A 25,562-nucleotide genomic window follows, 5' to 3' on the forward strand; every position below is an offset into this window, starting at 1 on the left:
ATACCCGAGGAGCCCGCCCGGACCGATTGCGCATCGGCCGAGCGGGCTCCTCGCTTGCCCAATACCCCTACGGGGTATAGTGTGGCGATCATGAGTATGCGCCACGATCAAGACCTTGAGCGCCGACCAGCAAAGTCCGACGCGTCCGCCGAGCCGCCCCATCACGACCATGGCGGGCACGACGACCACGGGCACGGGGGCCATGGCGATCACGTCGGTCAGTTCCGGCGTCTGTTCTGGATCATGCTCGCGCTGGCCGTCCCGGTGGTCGGGTTCAACGAGATGTTCGCCCACCTCATCGGCTACGGACTGCCCGACGCCGGGTGGGTGTGGTGGGTCTCTCCGGTGCTGGGCTCGGTCGTCTACTTCTGGGGTGGCTGGCCCTTCCTGACCGGGGCGATCAGCGAGGTCCGCTCGCGCCGGCCGGGGATGATGCTGCTGATCGGGCTGGCGATCACGGTGGCGTTCATCGCCTCCTGGGGTGCGAGCCTGCGCCTGCTCGACCGTGAGCTGAACTTCTGGTGGGAGCTGGCACTGCTGGTGGTCATCATGCTGCTCGGCCACTGGGTCGAGATGCGCTCCCTGGCCCAGACCACCTCCGCGCTGGACTCACTGGCCGCGCTGCTGCCCGACGAGGCCGAGAAGGTCGACGGCGACGATGTCGTCACGGTCGCTCCCTCCGACCTCGTCGTCGGGGACGTGGTCGTCGTGCGTCCCGGCTCATCGGTCCCCGCCGACGGCAGGATCACCGAGGGCTCGGCGAGCATGGACGAGTCCATGGTCACCGGTGAGTCCAAGACCGTGCGTCGCGAGCGCGGCGAGTCGGTCGTCGCCGGTACGGTCGCAACCGACTCCGGGCTGCGCGTCGAGGTCACCGCCACCGGAGAGGACACCGCACTGGCGGGCATCCAGAAGCTCGTCACCGACGCGCAGGCCTCGTCCTCGCGCGCCCAGCGGATCGCCGACGTCGCCGCGGCCTGGCTGTTCTGGTTCGCCCTCGGCGCAGCCGCGATCACCGCGATCGTCTGGTCGCTCCTCGGCCTGCCCGACGATGCGGTCGTGCGCACCATCACCGTGCTGGTCATCGCCTGTCCGCACGCCCTCGGCCTGGCGATCCCGCTGGTGGTCTCCATCGCCACCGAGCGCGCCGCCCGCGGCGGCGTGCTGGTCAAGGACCGGCTCGCCCTGGAGTCGATGCGCACCGTCGACGCCGTGCTGTTCGACAAGACCGGCACCCTGACCAAGGGCGAGCCCACCGTCACCGCCGTCGAGCCCGTCGAGGGGCACACCGAGGACGAGGTGCTCGCCCTGGCCGCCGCCGCCGAGTCCGACAGCGAGCACCCCCTGGCCCGAGCCATCACCGGCGCCGCACGTACTCGCGGACTCAGCGTGCCCACGGCGTCGGACTTCTCCTCCTCCCCCGCCGTCGGGGTCAAGGCGACCGTCGGGGACCGGGGCGAGACCGTCGAGGTCGGCGGTCCCCACCTGCTCGACTCCCACGACGCGGCCGAGTTGCCGGTCGCCGAGGGCTGGCGCGCCGAGGGCGCGATCATCCTGCACGTCCTCGCGGACGATCAGGTCATCGGTGCCCTGCGGCTCGCCGACGAGATCCGGCCGGAGTCCCGGCAGGCCGTCGAGGCCCTGCATGCCGTCGGCGCGCAGGTCGTGATGATCACCGGCGACGCCCAGGCCGTCGCCGACAGCGTCGCCGCAGAGCTCGACATCGACCGTGTCTTCGCCGGGGTCCGCCCCGAGGACAAAGCGGCCAAGGTCGCCGAGCTCCAGCACGAGGGCAGGAAGGTCGCCATGGTCGGTGACGGCGTCAACGACGCCCCCGCGCTGGCCCAGGCCGACGTCGGCATCGCCATCGGTGCCGGCACCGACGTCGCGATCGGTTCCGCCGGCGTCATCCTGGCCAGCTCCGACCCCCGCTCGGTGCTCTCGGTCATCGACCTCTCCAGGGCCAGTTACCGCAAGATGAAGCAGAACCTGTGGTGGGCCGGCGGATACAACCTGATCTCCGTCCCCCTCGCAGCCGGCGTCCTGGCACCCATCGGATTCGTGCTGCCGATGAGCATCGGTGCCATCCTGATGTCCGCCTCCACCGTCGTCGTCGCCCTCAACGCCCAGATCCTGCGCCGCCTCGACCTCACCCCAGCAGCCAGCGCCGCCAAGCTCACCGGCCACAACACGATCGAATGACAACTCGGCACCCGCCACCACCGATCACCACCACGACCACGACCACGAATCAGGAGCGCACGCCATGGTCACCAACACCGAACCCGGCACCCAGGCCCCGCACGGCTACATCAGCGACAAGGACCGCTACCTCGCCCGCCTCAAGCGGATCGAGGGCCAAGCCCGCGGCATCCACCGCATGGTGGATGAGGACACCTACTGCATCGACATCCTCACCCAGATCAGCGCCCTGACCTCGGCGCTGGAGAACGTCGCCCTCGGCCTGCTCGACGACCACCTCAAGCACTGCGTCGTCGGCGCAGCCAAGGCCGGGGGCCCCGGGGCCGATGAGAAGGTCAAGGAAGCCTCCGACGCCATCGCCCGTCTCGTGAAGTCCTGACCGACGCTCGATGCGCACCGGTCCTCATACTGTGGCACGGGCACTGCTCGCGGTGGCAGTCACGGCCATCGCTCGCCGCGATGGTGACGCCGCGTCCTCCTCGTCACCATCGGTCCCGGCGCGTGAAGGTCGACGCGGCTTGGCCGTCGAGGTCGTCATACGCGTGGCGCAAGCCTGCCGATGAGGTCGTGGGCCCGAGCTCTTGCTGGGGACCTCAGTGAACGGCGAGACTGCTTGCTTCGCCCTGCTCGACGACTATCAGAAGGGGTGGACGGAACCGGACTCGGCCGGCGGCAACATGCGGTGCCGCCGGCCGAGTCGTTGGGTAGGGCGTGAGCGTCGTCAGCGAGCGCCGGTCTCCTCGGATGGTTCTGGATGCGTGAGAGTGACGCCGCGGAGTTGGCCTCCGTCCTCGAGCAGGACGACGTCGTCGGTGATGGCAAGCAGCCTACGCTCGGCCTTCAGGGCAGTGCTGCCCTGAAGCAGGACGCCGTCGATGGATGTGGACCAGGCTCCGTATCCGCCGTCGAGCTCGACGTCGTCGTCGTAGCGGGTGATCTGGCCGTCGTGAAGATCGACAACGAGCGAGGCGAAGGTCGCCACCTCGGCTCCGCGGCCGCGTCGCCACTGCCCGCCCGCCGCGGCCTCATCGCTGAGTTCGGCGACAGCGAGAGGTTCACCTGTGGTGGTCTTGTGCACGGCGAAGACCGTGCGTGCTGGGGACCGCCAGATGACGGCAACCTTGTCGCGGCCGAGGCCCGCCCACCGGGCGATCCGCGACCCGTTGTCGGGAGCGACCAGATCGACCTGTCGCGGAGCTGCATCGGACTCGAAGTCGGCCAGGAACAGTGTCCCGTCCGGATCGGCTGCGATCAGCCGCTCCCCAACCACTCCCATGGGTGTCGATCTCGCGGGCAGGGCCACCTCGACCAGATCGCCCTGCCCGGTCAGAGCCCACTGGTCGGAGCCGGCCATGATCAGCACCCCGTCACCCGCAGCCGACACCGAGGCTCCGTCTGGAAGCCGCGCTTCGGCGAGCGCGCCTTCGCTCCAGATCGTCAATGTCGAACCCGAGCGGAGCACCAACGCGGTCGTGCCATCGAGCGTGGCGTCGAAGACCGCGTCGACCCGACCCGGGACGCCAAAGGTGTCCAGCTGCTCGCCGGTCGAAACTGAACGGATCGTGGCCCGCTCATCGGACAGTTCGACCACCCCGGCTCGAGTGGCGACGGCCGGCGCTCCAGCAGTGCGCTGACTGCTCCAGACCTCGTCGCCGAGGACCTCGGTGAACGCTCGGGTCTCACCGACCTCGGTCACCTGCGTCGGCGCCAGATTCCTATCGGCGTCGTTGTCCGGGAGTCGTGGCACCAGGCCCAACCACAAGGTGGCGGCAATCGCCACGGTCAGGATTAAGCTGAGACCGGTGGCAACGGCTCGCGGCCCGATGGTCGGCCACGGCAGCCGGTGGAGCTTCGTGGGTCCCCCGGCTGCCGGCAGATCCTTATCCCCAAAGACGTTCGCCTCGATCCAGGCGAGACCTTCACCCTCGCTGTTGAACTGCAGGGCCGCATGACCGCCGCCGGTCCCAGCCTGACCGATTACAGCGTCAGGTGGTGCTTCGTCGGATTCCTCGCGATGCTCGGGCTCGGCGAAGACAGCAGACAGCAGCGGCCCGTCCGCGACGGAGCTGTCATCGTGCCCGGTGCCCATGTGGCATCTATGCCGGCAGCTCCCGAGCAGTGATTTGCCCGGCGCGGCAGAGCTCAGCCGGCGGTCGAGCCTGCCTGATCTGGTGTCTCGACGAGCTGCTCGAGCTCAGCCAGCGTCGGCCGGTAGAGATTGGCGACCTCGGAGAGCTTCGCCAACACCGCGGCGATGGTGGCGTCGGGGTCGCAGAGCTCATCGACATCGAAGGGCACGTCGGCGAACACGTCCGGGGCGATCATCGCGACCATGCGGCGAGCGTCCTCGTCCTCGGTCGGGGAGCCGTCGGCCGCGTGCACCAGGTCGATGAGGTCGTCGGCCATCCGCACCCAGGATGACTCCACCACGAGAGTCTCCAGGCGGATCGCATCCTCCATGGCCCAGGTCTGCGATACCCCCGGCTCGGGGGCGAACAGCTCAGTCAAGTCGATGCTGTCCAGGTCGGCGTCGACCTCGCCGGCTTGCCAGGCGGCGACGCGCTCGAGATCGGACTCCTCGTCGACGTCGATTCCGACGGAGGCCAGCACGTCCGCCCAGCCGCCGGTCTCTATGTCGTACAGCCCGCTCGCGCTGAGCTCGAGGGCGACGCGGATCGCCCATAGTGTGTCGGTCTCGCGGAAGTTCTCCCCGTCGACGGTGGCGTTGTAGCGGCCGGCCAGCTGGTGCGGCAACCACAGCAGCGGGTGCCACATGGCTTCTGCGGCGACCTCGGGCCAGCGGTGGTCGAGCTGGTCGCCTTGACGCACCGGGAGGGGAACCGAGCTGACGGCGGTGGAGAGGATCTTCTCCGGCGGCAGTCCCATCTCCTCGACCATCTGGGTGTACCGCCCGACGTGGTCGGCGGCGGAGCTGGCGAGCAGCAGCGGTTCGTCCGGCCTGGTCATGTACCGGCGGCGACTGGTCTCCATGAGGGGCGCTTCCTCCGTGCGGGTGCGTGGTGACAGATCTACCTCGAAACATGCGCCGGTTCCAACCGAGCTCCAGATCGCGATTCCTGTCGACTGGTCCGCTATCCGAGTGGAGCCCCTACTCACCAGGCCTAGGATGTCGACGGCGGACGGATTCGCTGGAATAGCAGGTGAGAATGAGCATCTGTATGTATGTAGTGCTCACCTTACTCACTCGACACACACACTAGTGAGTAGCGATTATCCCTCTGTTTGCAGTCGTATCCGACCTGTTACTCACCTTGCTCACCAGTCAGAGGTATGTCACCACGAGATACAGGTGAACCGGCACCGATGTCGCGGGGGACTCGATGGTTCGTTGATCCAGGTCCCTATATGCACACTTCCGGAACGGTGAGTAAGTGAGTAATCGACCGAATACACCTGGAACCGCAGTGAAAAGTGTTACTCACTCGGGTGAGTAATTGCTCACCGCGACCACGAAGTGCCATCGCCAATGCCCGCTTGGCGCCTACCGGCGAGGGTCAAATGAATCGTCGAACGGCTGCTGCATCATCTGCCACGAGCCGTCCGGGATCGCCGCGTCGGTGATCTCGTCGGTGATCTCGCTGTCAAGATCGACGCGCGACAGGTCAGCCAGCAACTGATCGGCTCGGCGCAGCCACCACAGTCCGACCAGCACCGGATAGCGGTCATCGAAGCCGTTGTACAGAGCACGGCGAGTGCAGGCCCACCGCAGAGCGTCATCGCCGAAGCTGGTCACCTCGGCACCGTGTGTTTGGGTCAGTGACGTCGCCGCCGTGAACGCTGGCTTCCACCCGTCGGTGCTGAACGCCAGGAACGCCGCCGCGGCTGGCTCGAGCGCATCGACTACGGGGGCGTAGACGATGTCAGACAGCAGATCCGGTGACTCCGCGGTGGCCAGGTCGTTCAGCGCGTCAGCGGATCCGAAGGCTCCGTTGGCGTCGGCAGCGCCGACACCGTCGGGAATGTAGCCGTGCGGTCCGGGTCGCACCAGGTCGACACCACCGCCGACCACCCGTCCCCCCAGGGCTCGCCACGGGTCATCGGCGGGGAGTGCCTGCATCAGCGAGCTGGTCACTCCGGAGAACCACATGAGTGCCCAGTCCTGATGTGCGCTCATGACCGACTCGAACGAACTGGTGACCGCTGCCTTGCGTGAGGCACTCACCAGGGGGTTGTGCAGGTGCGCCAGATACCGCGCTGTCGCCTGATGCACGGCCTTCACAGGTTCTCCGTCCGGTGGGGAATGCACCCCAGGGGGGACTGGTTCGCGGCACCCGTCATAGACGAAGTATGGACGAGAAGCGTTCGACGACGGTCGGGCTGGTCGAGGCCGACGAACTCAGGGGCCCGTTGGCTCGTGCTGGCCTGTCGATTGTCACTGGCGAGGACTTCCGGGCCGCGGCCGCCGCGGTACGTGAACACCTCGAGACGGTCGGCGAGATTCCGGTGATCGTCTCCGACGTCGGCCGGCCGGGAATGAAGCCCTGGGTGATCCGCCTGGCCGCCGAGCACGCAGTGGTGGTGCTGCATCGCGAGCACGGGACCGGGTTCGCACCTGAGCGTGCCGAGTCCGTTCACGTGCCCACGGTCCTTTCCACGGTGTTGAAGGCTGCCGGCATCGATGGCGACGGCGTCGACGACGTCGCCGTCGGACCCGAAGCCCAGACCTTCCATGCGGCCCAACCTACGCCCGATGCTCCAGCCTGGCCGACGACCGACGATACCCCCGACGCCGGATCTCAGCGTCCCGCTCGAACCGAGTCATCGCCCGCCGAAGCAGCTCCTCCCGAACTCGATCCCTGGGAGACCGACACAGCGACCGCTCCGCCCGTCAACGTAGCCGAGCACGGCGTCGACGACACCCTTGTTGACGACCCCTGGGCCGACGAGGCCCCCGGCGACGACTGGGTCAGCCCCCGCCGCCGTTCCGCCGTGCAGCAGCCCGGACCCACCAGCACCACCCGCCACGCCGCCACGCGGTCACCGACCCCACCGCATCACCAGCCGACCCACCGCAGGCCGGAGGCCCAGGAGCCGGCAGCAGCCGAGGACCTGTTCGGCGGTTCCGGTATCAAGAGCGGTGGGGAGTGCGTCGTCTGCTGGGCTGGCCGGGGAGGCGCCGGCAAGTCCACGGTCGCCATCACTGTCGCCCAGATCGCCGCGGCCCGCGGTCTACGCGTGGTCCTGTTCGATGGCAACATCGGCCAGGGCGACCTGAGGACCTACCTGCGCCTTGGCGAGCGGGCCATCCCGACGATCTACGACATCGCCCGCCATGGCGACCTGCGCGGCGGCGCCCTCGATCCGGACATGATGGCCGAGCTGCGCGGATCACGGCTCGACAAGCTTGGGTTCCTGTTCGTCGCCGCACCGAGCCCAGGACTGCTCGCCGATGGTTCGGTGACTCCAGACGTCTACCTCCGCGCGGTCGAGCAGGCACGGCAGATGGCCGACCTGGTCGTTGTCGACACTCAGACCATCGAAGGTCTAGACCCGTTCGGCATGGTCGATGGGTTCGTCAAGCCGCTCCTCGGCGGCGGCGCCTGGGGACTGGGTATCGGGAACATCACTGCGCCGGGGATCAACAATCTGTACTGGCGACTGAGGGCCTTCGCTGATGCCGGAGTACCTCGCCAGCGGATGCTCGCGATGCTCAACATGGCCCCACACAACGACCCTTGGGACGAGCAGCGCACCGAACAGCTCCTCGAGCAGCTCTCCACCTATGTCGGCGTCGCTCCGTTCGACGACCAGGTCCGACGCAAATCCAACGCCGGCCTCACCTCCGCCGCGTCTTCGACGTTCACACCAGTCGTCACCAAGATCCTCTACCAGGTCACCAGCGACCGCCGGTTCAGTCCGCCACCCCGGACGTCACAGTCCTTCAACCGTCCCGGATGGAAGGACGCGGTCAACCGAATCCGGAGGCGAGTCAAGTGACTATCAGCGGCACCGAAATCGCCGACCACCGTCCCGCGCGGGCCGCCTACATGACGGCCTGGTGCGACCAACTGGAGACCATCATCCGTGGCCGAGACGCTGCCCAGCTGCTGGAAGCCGGCGGGCTCCCGGCCCGCGGTGCCATTGCCCAGCTGGACGTGTGGGTGTGGCGGCTCGCCGCCATCGACGTCGGCCGCAAGGACCTCGTGCCGGGAGGCAACGAACGCCTGCACATGCCGGTGCGCGTCGACCACGCCGACGGCACCGTGCAGGTCATCGGCCTCGGCCAGAAGCAGGACTCGACGTGGACCATGTCCAGCCTCGGCCACACCGGCGTGGGGTCGATCGAGGTCGCCTGCTCCGAGCTGGTCCGCAGCGAACGAACCGACACCTCTGGAGACGACACTCCGCCCAGCTCGGTGACCTACCCGCCACAGTCCAGGCAGAAGATCTCCGCCGAACTGGAACGGATCGCCGAGGCCGGCCGACTGGCCGAATGGCAGTTCCGGATGAACCTGGAGAAGTTCGTCGACCAGTGCGTGCACAAGGCCCACCGGCGGGTGCTGGCCGACATCTTCGACGAGGACGTCGTCGCTCTGTTCGACCCGATCAAGCTCGATCAGATCAGAGACCGGATCCTCTTCGGCGACGACGAGAACCCCGGCGCCGTCACCCGCTTGATCGAACGGTGTCTGCGGCCATCGAGCTTCGCCAAGGTCGACCCCGTCCGCTACATCTCCTCCAGCCTGCGCCGAGACGCCGAAGACGCCGTTCGCAAGGAAATCGGCGACCCTCGAATCGGCCGGGCCTTGCGCAGGCTCGCCGAGACCGTGCAACCGGACTCGATCGACGAGCTCGTCGAGGCCTACAACGAGCTCAACCCGAACGCCCGCATCTCCACGAAGCGAGCGCACGACGCGATGACCATCACCCCCGACCCGATGGCGTCGTGGTGCCAGCTGTTAGACGAGACCGACGACGTCGAGATCGATCTGCGATGAACCGCCGGCCACCACAGGTCCCTCTCGAGCGAGCCAACGCCGCCCGGCAAAGCGCGCAGCGCTATCGAGCCGAGTGGCTGGTCGCGATCGCCAGCGAGGTGATCGACGTGCACGACCTGATTGTCCACGCTTCCGCGGAGGAAGGCGCACCACTGCGCAAGCTGCGCCTGCGTCAGGTCCTGATGGCCAAGCCGGCCTGGGGTCCGGTCGTCGCTGACCAGATGCTGGCCCGACTGGGCGAGATCGTCGAGACCGGCCGGGCTCCCTTGACTGTTGGCTGGCTGATCGACAGCCGCACCGCCGGCCGTCGACTGTTGGCTTGGCTCGACGTAAACCATCCCCGCGGCGCACCCACCCCCAACTTCCCCTACATGCCACTGCGTGAGGAAGTCCGGCGATGAGAGCCACCGAGCAGCGGATGGACTACCACGACCTCTTGACCGACATCGTCGCCGCGGAGGCCGGACACCAGCGCGACATGCTGATCACAGAGTTCTTCCAGCTCGCACACCGCGATCTGTTCTCTATGGCACATCGCTTCTGCTCCTCGTTCCGCGTCGACCGCAATACCTGGGCAGATGACTGCTACGCAATCATCCTGGAGACCGCGAACGGTCTCATCGAGGAGACCATCGAGAACCCGAGGATGTTGGAGAAGCTGCAGAGCTTCGTCAGCCTCACCCAGTACCGGGCTCGCTACCGGATCACCCAGTTCTTCGAGTCGTCAGCGGGCACCAACCCGGCGTCGGGGATGAACTCGATGCGCCGACGCCGCAGCGAGCTCGAGCGGGACCGTGCCCAGATGACCCAGACCATGGGTCGGGACCCATCGCCACAAGAGGTGGTCGCGGCAACCAACGATCGGATGCGCGCCACCCGAAAGGACGCTGCCAGGCAAGGGATGATCGCCACGGTCGCCGACTTCGACCTGCACCAGGTCGAAGACATCGATGACTACCAGGAGATCGCCGAACCGCAGACCGAGACCCGATACCTGGACCGTGTCGATGTCCGGGACGCACTCAAGAAGACCGTCCGGTTGGCAGATCGTGTCTCCGACGAGCTCGGTGCCGTCGCCCGCGTGTGGGCGGAGCCGATGCTGCTGGACCTGGAGCTGGAGCTGTCATCGAACCGGGCCATCGTGGAGCGGTGCCAGTTGTCCCTCGCCGAGGTGCGCACGGCGCGCCAGCAACTCTCCCAACTTCTCGCCGGAGTGCTGAGCGATGAGCACGGCGTCGACGTCTCAGCCTGGGCAGGCTGACCATCGTCCGACTATCTGGATGTGCAAGAGATCTGAATGCCGCCTACCTAGGAAGCAGCACAGACGCCACCTGGTGACCGCTGCTCAACAACCTCCCCAGCAAACCGATCTAGCGCTTCCGTTTGGCCTTGCGTCGCTCGGCCTCGGCTTCACGGAACGCGCGGCTGCGCTCTGACTCCAGCTCGACGTGGCTGTAGTAGGAGACGTTGAAGTAGTCGGTCATGCTGTCGATGTCTTGGCGGTTCCAGGCGTCGGCGATGCCTTGGACGCGGCTGTCCAGTTCGCGTGCCTCGGCGGTGAGTGGCGTGAACCCGTTGTTGTTCTTGGGCTCGCGGACCTGGGTGTCGTCCAGTCCGCAGACGGTGACGTCCAGGCTCTGTCCGCCGGCGAACTTGTCGGTCGTGACCCGGTAGTCCAGGTGATCGGGTAGGTGACCGGCGGCCTTGGCCGTCTTGATCTCCTGGCGGACATTCTTGGCGACGTCGGTGACGTTGACGTGGCCGCCGGGGTGGTGCTCACCTTTCGTCGGCTGCGGGCCGTGGCCGTCGACTCGGTGCTGGGCCGGTGGCGTGTAGTCGTCGACGGCCGGGATGCCCTTGGCGTCACGCCAGGCGTCGTTTTCGCTGAGCGCGCGGGCCATGGCGCTGCCGAGATCGTCGGCGCCGAGATCGGGTTCGTGAACCGCGCGGCGGATCTCCTCCCAGGCCGGGGAGAACCGATCCGGTGGCATGTGGTCGAGGATCTGTTCGGCGTCGAGTTCGTCCCGGTAGGCCGTCTCCTCGAGGTCCCCCTGGTCGGCATCCTTCGTGTCGCTGGGTTCGGCGACCCTCGCGACGAGGGCGTCGAGCTCTGAGCGTCGGTCGCGGGGCATCTCCCCCAGGCCGCGGATCAACGGCATCTCGTGCGGTTCCGGCGTGGGAACGATCGGGGTGTCGCCAACCCACGCGACTCGTTCCTCGGACTGCAGTATCAGGTCGATGCCGTCGTCTGCGTGCTCGAGAGGTGCGTACTGGCCCCCGGCGGGGGTGCCGTGAGGTTGGCGGTGCTGGGGTGCTCTGGCGCTCATACCCGTTAGGTACGCGGGGACTGCTCTCAGCCAGTGGATCGGCGAAACGAGTTGACCAGGAAGTGCGCCGCGCCGACGGAGAGGACGTAGAGGATCGCGGCGACTGGCCACGGCTCTGGTCCCACTGGCGTGGGCCATGTCGATGCGTCCTGGATCTCGGTCTGGACCACCGTGGCCGTGAGGACCGTGCCCACTGTTGCCGCTGCCAGGGCGGCGACGACGTAGAGCAGCAGGAGGACGATCGGCGAGAACGGCTTGCGTCGGTAGGCTCTGGCGACCTCAGCAGCGGGCATGCCCGTCTCCCGAGCGAGGTTGCGCTGTTGTCGCCGGTCGCGGCGGCCGCGGTACCCGACGCGGAGTGCCGCGCCGATCAGCACCACCAGCCCACCGAGGAAGATCCACGCGTGCAGCCTGGTGGCGAAGATCGTTGTGGCGAACCAGGCCGCCAACCATGCGAGGGCTGCCTGCCCGAGTGTCTTGGCCGGCTCCCGATCGTGCCGACCCTTCCAGGTGAAGAACCCGACGGCCGCAGCGGCGAGCAGGCATGCGGCCCCGAAGACCGCGATGACCGGATCCATGATCATCAGCCTCCCACCTGCGCCGGACAATCTGCGTTCACGCCGCGGCGTTCGCGGAGCCTGGCCTCCACTGAGGGCCGGTAGGTGTTCTGGGGTTCAACGGCTGCCCGAGCAGGGTGCGAGCTCCGTGGTCCTCGTCGACGACGGTGCCGAAGGTTCCCCAGTCGTCGTCGCGCTGGAACCAGGTGAACGACCCGGAGGCGTCGGGTTCGATGTGCTGGTGGTAGATGCGCCCTTGGGCGTCGTGGAACAGGCTTGCGATGTAGTGGCCACTTTCGCCGGCGTAGGACTTGGTGCCACCGGTGGGGGCGACGGTCTTGGTCTCGTAGTAGATGACGGTGTGCGGGCAGCCGTACGCGCAGCACTCTTCGACGCGTCCGACCTCCCGGTAGATGTGTCGTGGGCTGCGCATGAGCTATCTCTTCTCTCGGCAGGCCGGACGGCGTCGCGGTTGATCGCCGCTGTCCGACAGTCGGTTCTGGGTCATGTCTTCTAGGTACGCGGCACCAGAGACCTCTCGCACAGACCCCATCACTGGCGCGGCCGCGCCGAGCGGGGCGGCCGGGTCACCTCCTCCCCGCGCGCCCACTGCGTAGGGAGCTTTCCGCCCTGGGCGACGAACCCGTGTCGGCTGTACCAGCCGGCCAGCCGCGGCATCCTCCGCTCACCTTCCTCCTTGCCGAAATGAAGGTCGGGGACCACCTCGCATGTGATCGGCAATCCGTATTCGTCGGCGAAGCGACACAGCTCGACCAACGCAGCCGTCCCAAGACCGGTGCCCTCGTCCGGCAGAGTCGCGATACGACTGAGCCAGATCTCCTGCTCCGGAGGATCGAGCTCATTCCGGCTGGATCTCTGGATACGCGCCGACAGAAAGAGCGGCCCACCGGATCGGTGGAGGTCCTCCAGCTCACGAGGGATGGGTCGACGATGCCCAGGGAGATGACTCGCAAGCCGTCGTCGCGCGTCGCTTGGTAGGTCGGCGTGTTCGAGCAGGCGAACGATGTCATCGCACAACTCGCCGACCATGGCCTAGTCGCCGGTGAGCTCGACCTGCGCCCGGAGGTGAGGCAAGCGGGTGGCGATCTCCACTACCTGGTCTCTCAATGCCGGGAAGTTCGCCTCCATGACACGCAGGGTCGACTCAAGTCGTCGACCGGCGACTCGGGACAGCGGACCCCACTCCCCCTGGCGCGATCCTGCTGCGAGCCACTCCAGTTCCTCAGCGCACGCCTCCCTCTCTAGGAGTGACCGCTTCCCACCTTGAGATCTCCTCAGGAGCGCGCCGACCCTACCGAAGGTTGTCAGAGCGGAGGGCCGGTCTACGACCCCAGCGTGGAGGCTGATCCACTCTCGCGCAGCTTCTACCGCGGGCCGCCCGGTGCAAGTCGATTCAGTCATGGCACCCCCTGCGACCCATTCTGGCTGGGGGAGACCGCACGAGCCGACCTTCACGCCGACAAGTCTCGACATGACGTGTGCGAACTATGGCTCGTGCCGCGTACCTAGGTGGCATGTCCACCTCCTTCACCGGCTCCTGCCGCCGCTGCGATTTCGACACAGAACAGAGAGACCTGTTCGAAGACCACATGCGCAGGAAGCACCGCCGCACCAAGCCGCGCCTGCCGTCCATCTACCGAATGTGGAAGCCACCCAAGGCCAAGGCGGACCCCGCCCCGTACGGACCGGTCGGCTCTGAGGTCGGCGCACCAGTGGCGTGGACCCAGGAGGGCCCTGCCGGGTGTCGTGTCGAACGCAGTGGCCATATCTGGTCCAAGGGCAGGCGCGAGAGCTCCGTGTGGGTCGTGCCGGACGAGCTGTTCGACGGCGAGCTCGCCGTCCTCTTGGTGCTCCGAAGCACCTCGGAGCCGTTGTACATCACCGACCAAACCGTCGCCCTCCGACCACCGGCCACGGCCTGAACGGGGAGGAAGCGATGTCGACACCAGTGCCACGCGGCACGTTCAAGCGCTCCTGTCAGTCCTGTGGCTGGTCCGGTAGGTACGAGACCGCCGGACGCGCCGACTACGCCAAGCGGCGACACTCCTGCCAGAAGTACCAAGCCAAGGCCGCAGCCCGCCAGCGAGGCGAGGATCGCCGAGCAGCAGTGGACCGCACCCCGAAGCCATGCCGGCACAAGGTCGCGCAGCATGTACACGGCACCTACGCCTGCTACACGCTGGACCGGTGCCGCTGCACGCCATGCTCGTCAGCGAACGCCGAGTACGAGTCCGAACGCACCCGTCAACAGGCGTACGGGCGCTGGGACAACTACGTCGACGCCGAACCGTCCAGGCGGCACGTCAGCGCGCTGATGGACCAAGGGATGGGTCTGAAGAGGATCGTGGTCGTATCCGGCATCAGCCAAGGCTTGCTGTGGAAACTGGTCTATGGCAAACGGCGACCCGACGGCACTCGTGTCCCGAGCAAGCGAGTGCGCAGGGACACCGAGGTCCGCCTCCTCGCCCTCGAAGTCGACCTCGCCGACGGGGCTCGGATCAGCGCCGTGGGGACTCGGCGTCGACTCCAAGCCCTGGTCGCGATCGGCTACAGCCAGAGCAACCTCGCACGACGGCTCTCGATGCTCGCCTCGAACTTCGGACCCCTGCTGCACGATCGCAGGGAGGTGACGGTTGCCACCGCTCAACGAGTGCGCGATCTCTACGACGAGCTCGCCATGCACCCCAACGAGCCGACGGAGTGGCACGAGAAGGCCGCTGCCTCACGGGCGCGCCAGTACGCCGCCCGCATGGTGTGGCTTCCTCCCCTGGCCTGGGATGACGAACTCATTGACGACCCTTCCGCTCAGCCGGCTGACACCACCGGTCTCCTCGATCAGGGGCTCGACCTCGACGACGTCGCCATCGAGCGGGCGATGGGAGGGGACCGATCCGTCGTTCGAGGTCTTTCATTCGACGAGCGGGTCGATCTGGTCCGACGGTGGCGCGAGACGGGTGAACCGCTGAATGAGCTGGAACGCCGCACCGGCCTGAACGCTCGCCGCTACTTCGTCGACGAAGAGGAAGAAACCGCGGCTTGAGCGGTCTTCGGCCACTGCCGCGTACCTAGATGGCATGTGCACCTCAAGCAGCGGCACCGCCAGATGCGCGACACCGCCAACGCCGGCAGCGATCGCGGGCCGTATCCGCCCACGCGAAGAACCCGACGACACCGGCGCCTTGCTCACGGTCCGCGTCATCGTCTCGCGACGACCGACAGCGGCGGCGTTCGCCGTGATCGCCACCGACGCGGACCGAGTGGTGTTCCGCCACGCGGAGATCGTGCACCGTGACCCCACGGACACCAGGCGCGCAGGACAACACCTTCTCGAGGTGGGCTTGCGAGCCGTCGAGTCCATCGTCACGAACCTCAGTGACTGGCGAAGGATCATCGTCGACTGCGACACGCAGGTACACGAGATCGCCAGACAGCTGCCCTTCGATCGACGCATCTGCTGGCGACACGACCGCATCGCTCAGCAGGCGAAATCGCTCTACGAGGTCACTGAGTCACTGCTGGACACCGATCCGGTCGCCTCCCCCGAACGAGTGCTGCTGGCCACCGACGCATCCTGGTCAGACCGCTCACAGAACGTCGGCCTTGGCTGGGTCAGCATCCCCACCTCGATGACCGCGGCGACCCGCAGCCGCATGCGGCTTGGGCACACGAAGGCGGCCTACGCCAACGCCGAGCTCGAAGCCATCCTCTGGGGGCTCCAAGACGTCAGGACTGCGTTCCCGTCCCTGACCCGTGGCATAGGCACCGTCGACGTGCTCACCGACTCTGAGACAGCGATCACTGTCATGAGGCGCCTCAAGCGAGGTGAAGACGCGCCTCAGCTTCGCTCGTCCCTCAAGCTGTCACTTCGCCAGGCCGTCGAAGGGCTGAGAATCCGGTACACCAAGGTCAAGGCGCACACCGGGCATCCGCTCAATGAGGTGGCCGACTCACTCGCGGTATCGGCACGTCGCTGCGCAGACGCATCGGCAGGTGTCGGCGCCGAGCACAGGATCCTCCACGGCATCAACGTCGGAGCCATCCGGGCCGCGTCCGACCATGTGGCATCCGAGACCGTGGCTGGCGACGACGTGAGCGAAGCTGCGTGAGTGCCGCGTACCTAGAAGGCATGAGCCAGTCAGCCTTCTTCGCTGCCGCGGTCGACGAGTGGCGCCAGGTCCGCCGCGACTACGCCGACTTCCTCGAGGCTCAGTACGCCGCAGCCGAGCACATCTGCCGCGGCAACCTGCTCAACAAGCGCGGCCGGCGGTCCGGAATCGATCCGTTCACCCTGTTCTCCGGCCCCCAGGTCAGAGCACACGCCTATGCCTCAGAGGAGCTGATCGAGTTCTGGCGCACCACTCCCCGGGTGACGTTCACCGAGTTCGAAGATCGCGCAGCCGGCCGCCACGTGTGCGCCCACTGCGGACAGCTGGCAGCGGCGTGAGCGAGCCTCGAAGGCTGCCGCCTACCTAGAAGACATGAGCGAGCACACCGTCATCGACACCACCGGAGGCCCCCGATGAGCCCCATCGAGTTCGCCGTGCATGAGCTGCTCGGAGAGATCGACGCATTCGACTCCAAGCTCGACCGGATGCTGGATGACGAGCCGCTGGAGGTGACGACAGCATGAGTGCGAGCAGCCTCAGTGACGTGGCTGTGGTGGTCCAAATCGATGCCCCGGACGACTACGACGAGTACGAGCGTGCCGACGCGATCAGGTGGCACCTGGAGGCCGACAGTGAACCGCCATTCTGAGCCCACCCCCACGCCGGACGTGGGCCTTGACGCGATCAGGGAACGTGCGTCGTGGCTGGATGAGCACCACGCGAGTTACCGGGACGACATCCGCGCATTGGTCGCTCGCATCGAGCAGGCTGAGGCGGAGGTCGAGGAGTCCGACCGTGAGGCCACGCGCATGATCGACGCGCTTCAACGGCGCACCCGCGAGTGCGACGAGGCCCTTGCAGCCCGAGACGACGTGGCCGCGCAACTCGTCCACGCATCACGCCGCGCTGACGACGCCGAGCGCAAGGTGGCAGCGGTCGAAGCGCTGGCCCGCGATCTGGAACGTCTCGGCCCGGAGCAAGGCGGCTACGCGCACGAGTACGCCACCTTCATCCGCGCCGCCGTCGCTGGCCCGGAGGCCGACCAGTGAACGCGCCGCAGCGGTGGCAGAAGGTCGCGTGGCGACTCGGCGCGCACGACGTCGGGCTCGACTTCGAGCGCGACGAGTGCGAGTCCGACCCCGACTTCCTCGAGTGGGCCGAGACCGCGCACGGCGCCGAGGCTCGGAGGGCGCTCGCCGTCGAGCAGGCGCTCAAGGACACCGCTCCACCGAAGGCCCAGCGATGACCGACCAGCTGCTCAACGCCGACGGCTGCGAGTGCGGCCACTGCGTGCTCGCTTCTCGGCGGACAGTCGAGCGTGGAGACGCCCTCAGGGTCGCTGAGAGGCGTTCTGCCGATCTGAGGGCCGCAGAAGACTTCGCCGAGAAGCGAGCACACGGAGCACTGGACGCCATCCGTCACAACATCGACGCCGGGAGGGCGTGACCACGATGACCAACGAGATCCGCACCCGCCGACTCATCGTCACCCTGCCCGTCGTCTCGGGCGAGGAGGCCGACGTGACCGCCTCTACGGTCGAGCGGTCAATCCAGCGAGGTGGATACGAAGACGCCACGGTCGATCACCCCCTCGACGACGCGCCGCTCGACGGGTTCCGAGTTCTCGACCACGAGGACGGCTGGGACAAGGACCCCAACGACCCGGCGGTCACACTCCTCAAGGACGGTGTGACAGTCGCAGTTCGCCAGCCCGAGGAGATGCGCAAACTCGCCGCGCTCCTACTGCGTGCCGCCGATGATGCCGTGAGGGTCGTCTGAGGAGCGACGCGACGAGGACGATCGAGGTCGGGGCCACGCAACAGCGAGCATCACATCGCCCCGCGTACCTAGTAGACATGAACAGCTGCCACGCTCGACCGCAACGATCATCCATCACCGGCCAGGTCGCCAGCGAACACCAGGGGATCAATGCATGAGCCACTACGAGGCTGAGTGGGGCAACTTCACCCTCCCCGAAGATGACTACAGTCGCGCCCTGGACACCTTCCGGCTCGAAGTTCACCGTGCCAAGGAAGTCTCCTTCGATGCCGCCCAACGGTTCTCCGCCGAGCTCACCGAACACCAACGGACCGACCCCGAGGCCTACCAGGCCACGCGCGATAGGTTCATCGACAACTTGTCGCGGGACGCTCGAAGCGTGGAAGGTCTCGAGTTCGCCGATGACGTGCGCGCCGTCCTGGCGTCGTGCGAAACCACCGTGACCGACGCAGTGGGCCGCCGCCGGCACATACTTCCGACCACACCTGAGCTCAGCGACATCACCTGGCCTGACGGAGACGCACGTGCCTTCGACGACGAGACTGCGACGGTCTACTTCGACGACAGGTCACACACGATCCGCTGGGAGGTGGAGGAGAACAACCGTGCGGTCGAGGACGCTCTCGGCCACCGCATGGACCGTCTGTTCAACGACGAGCTCCAGAAGACCCGCTGGACGCCCAACACCGGCGGAGTCATGTACTACCGCGACGAGTACGACGACGGAGCCAGGACCACCCGCGGCATTGGCCCGATAGGGCACGAGTTCGACGCCGAGAACGCCGAGGACTATCTCGACTCTGAAGGCGAGCTCGTCCGCGGAGACATCGCACGGTCCGCCCATCGTGATGCGGTCGTCGCCGCGGCTGACACCTACCGAGAAGTGTTCCGCGCAGCGGTCAGCAACGGTCGCGTTGGCAAGGGAGTGCCCGCCGGCGGACAGTTCACTGTGGCAGCCCACGCCGACGACGACGTGACCTTGCTATGACCCCGCGTACCTAGCAGGTAGGAGCGCCGCCCCGTCGGCGCGTCCACGGCGATAGCCGACATAGAAAGAGACCTCGCTTCGCTCGGTCATGGCGTGGTGTTCGGGGCGTCTCGTGGCGTGTCGATTCGTTCGCTGCGTGGCTGTTCGTGGCGTTTCGGCCCGGGACGGTGCGTGCAGGGTCGGCGGGGTGCGTTGCTTGTTGGACACGTGTGTTCCGTTCCGCTCTCTTCGATACTGGCCGTCGGCCTGCGGAGCTTGCGGAGCAGGCTGGGACGGCGGGGGCGCAGCCTGTTTGGGGTGAAATCCGCGTGGCGTCTGGGGTGTCTGTGACGTCAGGTGCTCCCGGTTTGCCACCGGCGCCGCCGCGAGCTGCTCGGCGGGCTGGCGCATGTTCCTGTGCATGGGACATCGTGCACCGACTGGCATCTGGAAGATGGCTCGCACGGCGTCGTCGGACCTGAACCCGACGACGATCGTGCAGCGTTCGGGGCCGTTCGCTTCGGTGGTGAAGTCGTTGGGCCAGGTGACGTTGCTGGTGCATCGCAGTGCCGAGGGGCTGAACGGCTACCTGGTGGCACCGGATGTGCAGGCGGCGGGGAAGGCGGCGCTGCATCTGTCCCATGCGGTGGGTGCTCGGGTGGAGAAGGTCGATGAGGTCGATCTGGTCGGCGGTGACGATCATGTGTTGACCGGGCAGTTGGTGGCGTCGCGTCATTCGGTGGTCACTCGTGATGTTCAGACGGGGCTGGATCCTGCGGAGACTGCACGGCTGTTGGCGAACGCGATCCCCCCGGATGGATGGGTGGCGTTGACGTTGCGGGAACCGAGCCGGCGCGAGCGCAAGTGGCACCACGGGTGGTTGTCGGCGCGGTTGGGCTCGGACGTTCCGACTCACCATTCGATGGCCTCGGAGGTGATGGTGATGAGCGTGTGGGCGGGGGCGGACACGGCCGGCGAGGTGCGCACGATGTTGGATCAGGTGGCGTCCTCGCTGCCGGGGTTCGATGTCGATGTGAGCTCGGTGGCGTGGTCGCCGTGGCGAGTGGCCCGATCGATGGCCGCCGTCTCGGTGGTAGCTGCCGCCGTGGTCGTGTCCGCGCTGCTGGCGGGGGTCCCGCAGGCGGCGATCGTGGCAGCGGCCGGGACGGTTGTCGCTGGCGGGTTGGGCCTCGGCCGTGGTCGTGGCTGGCTGCCGTCGCCGCTGGCTCTGGGGCAGCGGGCGGCGCGGGATTTGGTGTTCGCGCAGCCAGCCAAGCGGCACAAGAAGCCGAAGCCTCCTGAGCCGGAGAAGCGCAACGAGAAGGACGGCAAGATCGTGCCGGCACAGGAGGGTGAGTACCCGCTGGCGACGGGGTCGTTCATGGTGGGCCCTCATGTCGCGGTGGGGGTGGTGGCTCCGACAGCTGGGGCGGAGTCGGGCTCGGCGACGACGCGGAGCCGTTCGGCGCCGCCTGCGCTGCTGAAGCGAGTGGGTCCGCGGATCGGCAGGACTGCTGCAGACGAGGGCGTTCATCTGGAGGCGGAGGCGCAGCGTCACGGTGTGGGGATCATCGGCTCGGGCGGGTCCGGCAAGATGCAACCTCTGGACACCCGCTTCCCCGTCCCGGTGAGCGCAAGGTTCCCCGACGGCTGGGCGCGGAACGGGGAACTGTCCGTTGGGGACTTCGTGTACGCCGCCGATGGGACACCTACCCCGATCGCTGGATTCTCCGGGATTCAAGATCGCGCGGTACACCGAGTCCGCTTCTCCGATGGACAAGTGGTCGAATGCGGACCCGATCACCTGTGGCGAGCATCAACCCAGGCTTCCCGTGACCGCTTCACTCCGCGAGCGATGATGGCGAGGGCCTCCCGGCAAACCCGTGACCATCAGCGGGCACAATCGCTGCGGGCCGATGCCGCTCACATCGAACCAGGAACGGTCGCCACGGCTTCAAATCTGGCCAAGATGATCGATGCTACTGGCTCACATGTTCGGTCGTTCGCTCGCGACGTCGGCCTCCATCCGATCGATGTCAGCGTCGAGTACGTGGCCCAGGGCTTTGCTGCCGGCGTGACGGCCACCAAGGTGGCGCACGCGTTCCCGATGGCTGAATTCCTCACGCTCTACGCGGACCATGTCGAACGCGGGAGCAAGGTCAAGCCGCTGGAAGTTGTCGTCACCACCGAGGAGATGAGGCGCTCGGCAACCGTCGCGCGTGGAGGAAACAACTGGGCGATCCGCATGCCATCGTCCATCACCGCTGATGACGTCGCTCTGCCCCTCGACCCGTACGTCCTCGGCTACTGGCTCGGCGACGGTACGACCGGTGACGGAATCGTGTGCGTTGGGGATCAGGATGCCGCGGAATCGATTACCGAGCTTCGCGCGGCATGGTCCGGCGAGGTCCGGGTCCGGCGTCGCAAGGGCGCGGATTATGTGTCACTCGTGCGTCCTCATGGCGAGTGCCGACGCGGACACCGTCGACGGTTCGGAGTCCAGTGCAGAGAATGCGATCGCCAGCGGCTACGCGGAGAAGCATCGAACACAGTGCACTGGAGCCTCGGTGACCTACTCGAGTCTCTTGGCGTCCTGAAGTCCAAGCGGATCCCACCGACCTACTTGCGCGCATCGGTCGACCAACGACTCGCGCTGCTTCAGGGTCTGATGGACTCCGATGGCACCATCAGCCGAAAGGGTGCGTGTGAAATCGCCCTGTCCAACGATGAACTCGCTGCCGGGGCACTGGAGCTGGTCCGCTCCCTCGGGATCAAGGCGTCGACCTCATCGGGGCATGCGGCGTACCGAGATCGAGAAGGCATCCTGATCGACTGCAAAGATCGCCACCGAATCAGGTTCACGACGACGCTGCCGATCTTCCGCCTGAGCCGGAAGGCGGAGCGACTACCGACGCAGGTCCGCGAGACCTCGAGCTGGTTGTACGTCGAAGGCATCGACGTCGGGGAGAGCGTGCCGATGCGCTGCATCCAAGTCGAGCATCCATCGAACCTGTACCTCACCGACGGGTTCGTCCCAACGCACAACTCACAGCTGGTCCGGTCGCTGTTCGGGTGGGCGTGCCTGGAGCGGACGCGTTCAGCCTCACCGTCGGCAGGGTTCCCTGGTCCGCACAATGCTCTGGTTGCGTTCGAGTCCAAGGGCGAGGGTGTGCCCAAGTATGTCGCGTGGGCGAAGGCGACCGGCGACCGGACGTTGGTGATCGATGCGGGCGATCCGGCGTCGTACGGGCTGGATGTGTTGGACATTCCTGGTGGGGTCGGTGACCGGGCGTTGTTCTTCACGAACGCGCTGCGGTACGCGTTCGGTGACAGCGCGGTCGGTGACCGTTCGTTCAAGTCGTTGACGGCGGCTTTCACCGGGTCGCTGGCGGTGGGCCCGGAGGTGGCTACGCAGGTTCAGGGTCTGGATCCGAACGCGTCGCCGGTGACGTTCGCGCACACGCTGCTGGGCGGGCGGGGTGATCAGGCTGGCATCGACTTGCATCAGGCGATCGTCAACGAAGCACGCCGCTCCGGGCACGCGGACCTGGTGGAGGCCGCTGACGCGTTGGCGAACTTGTACGACGGCACGACGCCGGCGCAGCGGCGGAACCTGATCGAGTCGAGCGAGAACAAGACGTTCCAGCTCAGCCAGCTGGAGCAGTGGTGGTCACCTGCACGGCCGAAGGTGTCGTGGCGGCGGATTCTGACCGAGAACCGCAGCGTCGTGATCAACACCGGGACGAGCGCTTCGGGTGTGGTCATCGACGAGAACCTGAACCAGGTCATCAGCTCGATCCTGATGTTCAGTCTGCGCAACTCGATCCAGCGATACTGCTCGACGTGGTTCGACGAGAACCGCAGCGTTTCGCTGTTCTCCGACGAGCTGAAGATGCTCGCCGGACACTCGCCGGAAGTGATGACGTGGATGCGCGACCAGGGCCGCTCCTACGGGCTTCGTCAGGTTCTGGCGACCCAGCGACCGCACCAGCTTGAGGACCAGGTGCGGCAAGCGCTGATGGACTTCGAGACGCTGATCTCGTACCGGCTGAACAATGACACTGCGGCCGCAGAGATGGCCCGAGCAATCGGATCGTCTGATGAGTGGACGGCCGAGGACATCAAGCAGCTGCCACAGTTCACCGCGGCGGTTCGCACGAGCGCCGGGTCGACGCCGATGAGTCCGTTCACTCTCGCCATCGACAACTTCGAGGCCGATCGGGAAGGGTTCGCCGACCTGCAGGGCTACTCGCAGATCCCGAAGCAGAACACGGCCGTCCAACCGTTGCCAGCTGCGGAGGTCGAGACGACGGCCGCTGACCAGGATGCCGTGTCCGTTCAGGGCCCGGGTGATGCCAGCGATGACGACGAGGACGCCCCGGCCGTGGCGGACCTGTCGCAGTGGTGAGCTCGATGCTGTCCGATGCGAGTGCGTGGCGGCTGCAGGAGTTGTCCAGCCGCTGCCCGGCCCCCGAGTTCGCCGCGGACCAGCGGTCGGATCCCTACTACGACGGACTCTTCCCCGCGGGCGGGGCGGCCGCCTGGGTCGACGTGTTCTCGGCCATGCGGCAGGTAGAAGCCGGCCTGGCCACGATGCCCGCGGGCTTGGATCAGGATCATGACGCTGCGGTCGCCTCTCTCCGGTCTCGCCGGGGTTTCGACGAGCGACTGCGGGTGATCTCGGTGCTGGACTCCTGGCGCACGGTGACCGCGGCACAGCTGGCAGCGTTCACCGGTTTCACTTCGGCCGCGAACGTGCGGTCGTCGCTGATCTCGACGCTGTTCGCCGCGGGGGTCGCCGACATCGGACAGTTCACGAACGTGCTTCACCATCTGGACGCCTTCGGCGGTCACGCCGCGATGCGGCCGTCGCGGTCGCGGATCGTCGAACGCCACCTCTTGCCGCAGCTGACCTGGCCGGAGACGGTCGCGATGACCGGCGGCACCCCGGTCCTCACGGGTGGCACGTACGACCGGCACAACATCCTGACCGCCGAGCTCGGGCTGCGCCTGGGCGAGTACGTCGACGAGGTCGCCTTCTGCCTGGGCGAGAAGTTCAGCCACCACGACATGCTGCTGGGATCGGCTGCCGGGGGTCGTGATCTGTCGGGCACGCCGAACCGAGCCGACATGACCGCGGTGCGTTCGGACGGGCTGCGGGTGGTGGTGGAGACGTCGACGACCCCGGGGCGTTCGTTCGAGGTCAAGGCGCGGACGTGGGCGCGGCTGCTCAGCGAGGTCGACCCTGCCGACGCGGGTGTGTTCGTGCTGTTCGTGACGGCTGAGCGGGCCGAGACCCGGTCGGAGGCGACGGCGAGGAACGAGTTCTTGACGCTGCTGAACGCAGCGGTGCGTGAACATCCTGGGCCGAGCTCGAGGCGGACGGCCGAGCGGATGGGACTGGTGTCGTGGCGGGAGTGGTTCCCTTCGCGGTTGACGGTCTCCGAGGCGTTCCTGGCCGGGTCAGTTCATCGGCCGACGGGCCCAGCTGATGCGCCGTGGGAGTCGGTCGACCTGTGGGGTGGCGACGATGTGCGCCAGCGGTGGCGTGATCCGACGTTCGGGTCGGCTGTGCTGGATAACGCGCACCTGCTGTGGGGTGTCCCGACCTGGCAACGCGACACGAGGCTGGCGCCGCCGTTGTGGGCCGACCTGATCATCGGAGCCGGGTGGAGCGAGCTGCCGGTGCCGGAGTCGTCGCGGGCCGGCAGGGTGCGGACCAGGCCTTTCGGCGCCGGCAGTGGGGCGGCGCAGGCTCCGCAGCCGCCGCGACGCCTGACCGCCTGCTGACGGCGATCGTCGGGCCTGCCGACGGCGGCCGGATCGTTGCTGAGTTCGAGGTGGTCGTACCGCCAGGTGGCGCATGTTCCTGTGTATGAACGAGAAGAAGCCGCCCAAGTCAGCCCGCGAGCGCCGTGACGAGGACCTGAAGGACTGGTTGAACGGCCAGGGGGGCCTGTTCTTCGGCGGGTGCGTGATCGCGCTGGTCCTCTACTGCATCTACCTGTGGATCTTCTGATGCTCGGCCAGGGCGAGGCCTCCGTGACCATCATCGGGAGCGCCGGAGACGGCATGAACGGCGACACCTCTTGGGCTGCCAACGCCGACGTCGTCCGGGTCGGCCGCGACGGAGAGCAGCGCACCGGGCGACTGCTGGACGCGTTCGCGCGCAAGCATCCCGGCGTCGCGGTCCTGCACAACCTGCAGCCTCCGCATCCGCGTGTGCGGATCAACATCGACCACGTGGTGGTCACCGGTCGGACGGTCCACCTCATCGACTCCAAGGTGTGGCGACGCGGCTTCTACTGGACGCTCGGTTCGAGGTCGTTCCGAGGGATTCGACGGGACCGGCACGCCGAGAAGCGGACTGTGCAGATCGCCATCGAGTCGATCGAGCACCTCCTCGCTGCACGTGGCAACCGCAGCCGGGTGCGCGAAGGGGTGCTGGTCGTGTGGCCGGGCAAGGGGTCGAAGGCTTCACGGTTCTGGGCGCTGCGTGTTCCCGGCGCGAAGGCGGTGCCGGCTCACCGGTTCGCTCGATCGTTGCGGCGTCGGTTCGGGAGCACACCTGCGGACCCGCAGATCGTGTCCGCGCTGGCCGCATTGCGTGAGGACTGGTGAGCTCGGCCCGGCATAGAGCGATGG

At 67.2% G+C, this 25,562-nt stretch carries 26 protein-coding genes; 20 read left to right on the forward strand and 6 right to left on the reverse strand.

What is annotated here, in order from left to right:
• Positions 1–90: 90 nt before the first annotated feature.
• Together ACEVFP_RS14655 and ACEVFP_RS14660 are read left to right on the forward strand one after the other, a co-directional pair.
• Positions 91–2,202 carry a heavy metal translocating P-type ATPase gene (locus ACEVFP_RS14655; RefSeq protein ID WP_375000179.1) on the forward strand — a complete coding sequence of 704 codons (2,112 nt, stop codon included), beginning with the start codon at positions 91–93 and terminating at the stop codon, positions 2,200–2,202.
• Between the two features lie 64 nt (positions 2,203–2,266).
• A complete protein-coding gene (locus ACEVFP_RS14660) occupies positions 2,267–2,581 on the forward strand; it encodes a metal-sensitive transcriptional regulator (RefSeq protein WP_375000180.1) in 315 nt (104 codons plus the stop codon).
• 342 nt (positions 2,582–2,923) lie between these two features.
• On the opposite strand, the gene ACEVFP_RS14665 is transcribed toward ACEVFP_RS14660, so the two are convergent.
• From ACEVFP_RS14665 to ACEVFP_RS14675, 3 genes are all read right to left on the reverse strand, one after another.
• Positions 2,924–4,291, reverse strand: coding sequence for a hypothetical protein (locus tag ACEVFP_RS14665; RefSeq protein ID WP_375000181.1), 1,368 nt, complete (start codon positions 4,289–4,291; stop codon positions 2,924–2,926).
• Positions 4,292–4,344: 53 nt separating this feature from the next.
• Entirely contained in the window at positions 4,345–5,193 is an 849-nt protein-coding gene (locus ACEVFP_RS14670; RefSeq protein WP_375000182.1) for a hypothetical protein, read from the reverse strand.
• A 511-nt stretch (positions 5,194–5,704) separates the two neighbouring features.
• The gene (locus tag ACEVFP_RS14675) at positions 5,705–6,442 is read right to left on the reverse strand and encodes a hypothetical protein (RefSeq protein ID WP_375000183.1); all 738 of its coding nucleotides are present in this window, start codon (positions 6,440–6,442) and stop codon (positions 5,705–5,707) included.
• Between the two features lie 14 nt (positions 6,443–6,456).
• Here ACEVFP_RS14675 and ACEVFP_RS14680 point away from each other — a divergent pair, with 14 nt between their 5' ends.
• From ACEVFP_RS14680 to ACEVFP_RS14695, 4 genes are read left to right on the forward strand one after another with little or no spacing between them, the layout of a single operon-like run.
• Positions 6,457–8,160 carry a hypothetical protein gene (locus tag ACEVFP_RS14680; RefSeq protein ID WP_375000184.1) on the forward strand — a complete coding sequence of 568 codons (1,704 nt, stop codon included), beginning with the start codon at positions 6,457–6,459 and terminating at the stop codon, positions 8,158–8,160.
• A complete protein-coding gene (locus ACEVFP_RS14685; protein WP_375000185.1) occupies positions 8,157–9,161 on the forward strand; it encodes a hypothetical protein in 1,005 nt (334 codons plus the stop codon). The genes ACEVFP_RS14680 and ACEVFP_RS14685 overlap by 4 nt, the downstream gene beginning before the upstream one ends.
• Complete coding sequence (locus ACEVFP_RS14690) at positions 9,158–9,562, forward strand: hypothetical protein (RefSeq protein WP_375000186.1); 405 nt, start codon at positions 9,158–9,160, stop codon at positions 9,560–9,562. The genes ACEVFP_RS14685 and ACEVFP_RS14690 overlap by 4 nt, the downstream gene beginning before the upstream one ends.
• Entirely contained in the window at positions 9,559–10,422 is an 864-nt protein-coding gene (locus tag ACEVFP_RS14695; protein ID WP_375000187.1) for a hypothetical protein, read from the forward strand. The genes ACEVFP_RS14690 and ACEVFP_RS14695 overlap by 4 nt, the downstream gene beginning before the upstream one ends.
• 109 nt (positions 10,423–10,531) lie before the next feature.
• Here the strand turns inward: ACEVFP_RS14695 and ACEVFP_RS14700 are convergent, their stop codons facing one another.
• From ACEVFP_RS14700 to ACEVFP_RS14710, 3 genes are read right to left on the reverse strand one after another with little or no spacing between them, the layout of a single operon-like run.
• Positions 10,532–11,488, reverse strand: coding sequence for a hypothetical protein (locus ACEVFP_RS14700; protein WP_375000188.1), 957 nt, complete (start codon positions 11,486–11,488; stop codon positions 10,532–10,534).
• A 26-nt stretch (positions 11,489–11,514) separates the two neighbouring features.
• Complete coding sequence (locus tag ACEVFP_RS14705) at positions 11,515–12,066, reverse strand: hypothetical protein (RefSeq protein WP_375000189.1); 552 nt, start codon at positions 12,064–12,066, stop codon at positions 11,515–11,517.
• Between the two features lie 37 nt (positions 12,067–12,103).
• Entirely contained in the window at positions 12,104–12,478 is a 375-nt protein-coding gene (locus ACEVFP_RS14710; RefSeq protein WP_375000190.1) for a hypothetical protein, read from the reverse strand.
• 1,177 nt (positions 12,479–13,655) lie between these two features.
• Between ACEVFP_RS14710 and ACEVFP_RS14715 the strand changes: the two genes are divergently transcribed.
• From ACEVFP_RS14715 to ACEVFP_RS14780, 14 genes are all read left to right on the forward strand, one after another.
• Positions 13,656–13,988, forward strand: coding sequence for a hypothetical protein (locus ACEVFP_RS14715; protein ID WP_375000191.1), 333 nt, complete (start codon positions 13,656–13,658; stop codon positions 13,986–13,988).
• A gap of 14 nt (positions 13,989–14,002) precedes the next feature.
• Positions 14,003–15,106 (forward strand): hypothetical protein, encoded by a 1,104-nt coding sequence (locus tag ACEVFP_RS14720; protein ID WP_375000192.1) that lies wholly within the window; start codon positions 14,003–14,005, stop codon positions 15,104–15,106.
• Between the two features lie 34 nt (positions 15,107–15,140).
• A complete protein-coding gene (locus tag ACEVFP_RS14725; protein ID WP_375000193.1) occupies positions 15,141–16,172 on the forward strand; it encodes a ribonuclease HI in 1,032 nt (343 codons plus the stop codon).
• Positions 16,173–16,192: 20 nt separating this feature from the next.
• Positions 16,193–16,510 carry a hypothetical protein gene (locus ACEVFP_RS14730; RefSeq protein WP_375000194.1) on the forward strand — a complete coding sequence of 106 codons (318 nt, stop codon included), beginning with the start codon at positions 16,193–16,195 and terminating at the stop codon, positions 16,508–16,510.
• Between the two features lie 182 nt (positions 16,511–16,692).
• Positions 16,693–16,821 carry a hypothetical protein gene (locus ACEVFP_RS14735; protein WP_375000195.1) on the forward strand — a complete coding sequence of 43 codons (129 nt, stop codon included), beginning with the start codon at positions 16,693–16,695 and terminating at the stop codon, positions 16,819–16,821.
• Positions 16,805–17,221: a hypothetical protein gene (locus ACEVFP_RS14740; protein WP_375000196.1), complete on the forward strand. Its 417-nt coding sequence runs from the start codon at positions 16,805–16,807 to the stop codon at positions 17,219–17,221. The genes ACEVFP_RS14735 and ACEVFP_RS14740 overlap by 17 nt, the downstream gene beginning before the upstream one ends.
• Complete coding sequence (locus ACEVFP_RS14745) at positions 17,218–17,418, forward strand: hypothetical protein (protein WP_375000197.1); 201 nt, start codon at positions 17,218–17,220, stop codon at positions 17,416–17,418. Before ACEVFP_RS14740 ends, ACEVFP_RS14745 begins: the two co-directional genes overlap by 4 nt.
• Positions 17,415–17,618, forward strand: a complete 204-nt coding sequence (locus tag ACEVFP_RS14750; protein WP_375000198.1) for a hypothetical protein — start codon at positions 17,415–17,417, stop codon at positions 17,616–17,618. Before ACEVFP_RS14745 ends, ACEVFP_RS14750 begins: the two co-directional genes overlap by 4 nt.
• A 5-nt stretch (positions 17,619–17,623) precedes the next feature.
• On the forward strand, positions 17,624–17,950 hold the full coding sequence (locus tag ACEVFP_RS14755) for a hypothetical protein (protein ID WP_375000199.1): 327 nt from the start codon (positions 17,624–17,626) through the stop codon (positions 17,948–17,950).
• Positions 17,951–18,104: 154 nt separating this feature from the next.
• A complete protein-coding gene (locus ACEVFP_RS14760) occupies positions 18,105–18,938 on the forward strand; it encodes a hypothetical protein (protein WP_375000200.1) in 834 nt (277 codons plus the stop codon).
• A gap of 433 nt (positions 18,939–19,371) precedes the next feature.
• Positions 19,372–23,325 (forward strand): LAGLIDADG family homing endonuclease, encoded by a 3,954-nt coding sequence (locus ACEVFP_RS14765; protein WP_375000201.1) that lies wholly within the window; start codon positions 19,372–19,374, stop codon positions 23,323–23,325.
• A 5-nt stretch (positions 23,326–23,330) separates the two neighbouring features.
• Positions 23,331–24,707: a hypothetical protein gene (locus tag ACEVFP_RS14770; protein ID WP_375000202.1), complete on the forward strand. Its 1,377-nt coding sequence runs from the start codon at positions 23,331–23,333 to the stop codon at positions 24,705–24,707.
• An 85-nt stretch (positions 24,708–24,792) separates the two neighbouring features.
• On the forward strand, positions 24,793–24,936 hold the full coding sequence (locus tag ACEVFP_RS14775; RefSeq protein WP_375000203.1) for a hypothetical protein: 144 nt from the start codon (positions 24,793–24,795) through the stop codon (positions 24,934–24,936).
• On the forward strand, positions 24,924–25,538 hold the full coding sequence (locus tag ACEVFP_RS14780; protein ID WP_375000204.1) for a nuclease-related domain-containing protein: 615 nt from the start codon (positions 24,924–24,926) through the stop codon (positions 25,536–25,538). The genes ACEVFP_RS14775 and ACEVFP_RS14780 overlap by 13 nt, the downstream gene beginning before the upstream one ends.
• Positions 25,539–25,562 lie beyond the last annotated feature (24 nt).

The sequence above is a fragment of the Aeromicrobium sp. CTD01-1L150 genome (genome assembly GCF_041951745.1).
GTDB lineage: Bacteria > Actinomycetota > Actinomycetes > Propionibacteriales > Nocardioidaceae > Aeromicrobium.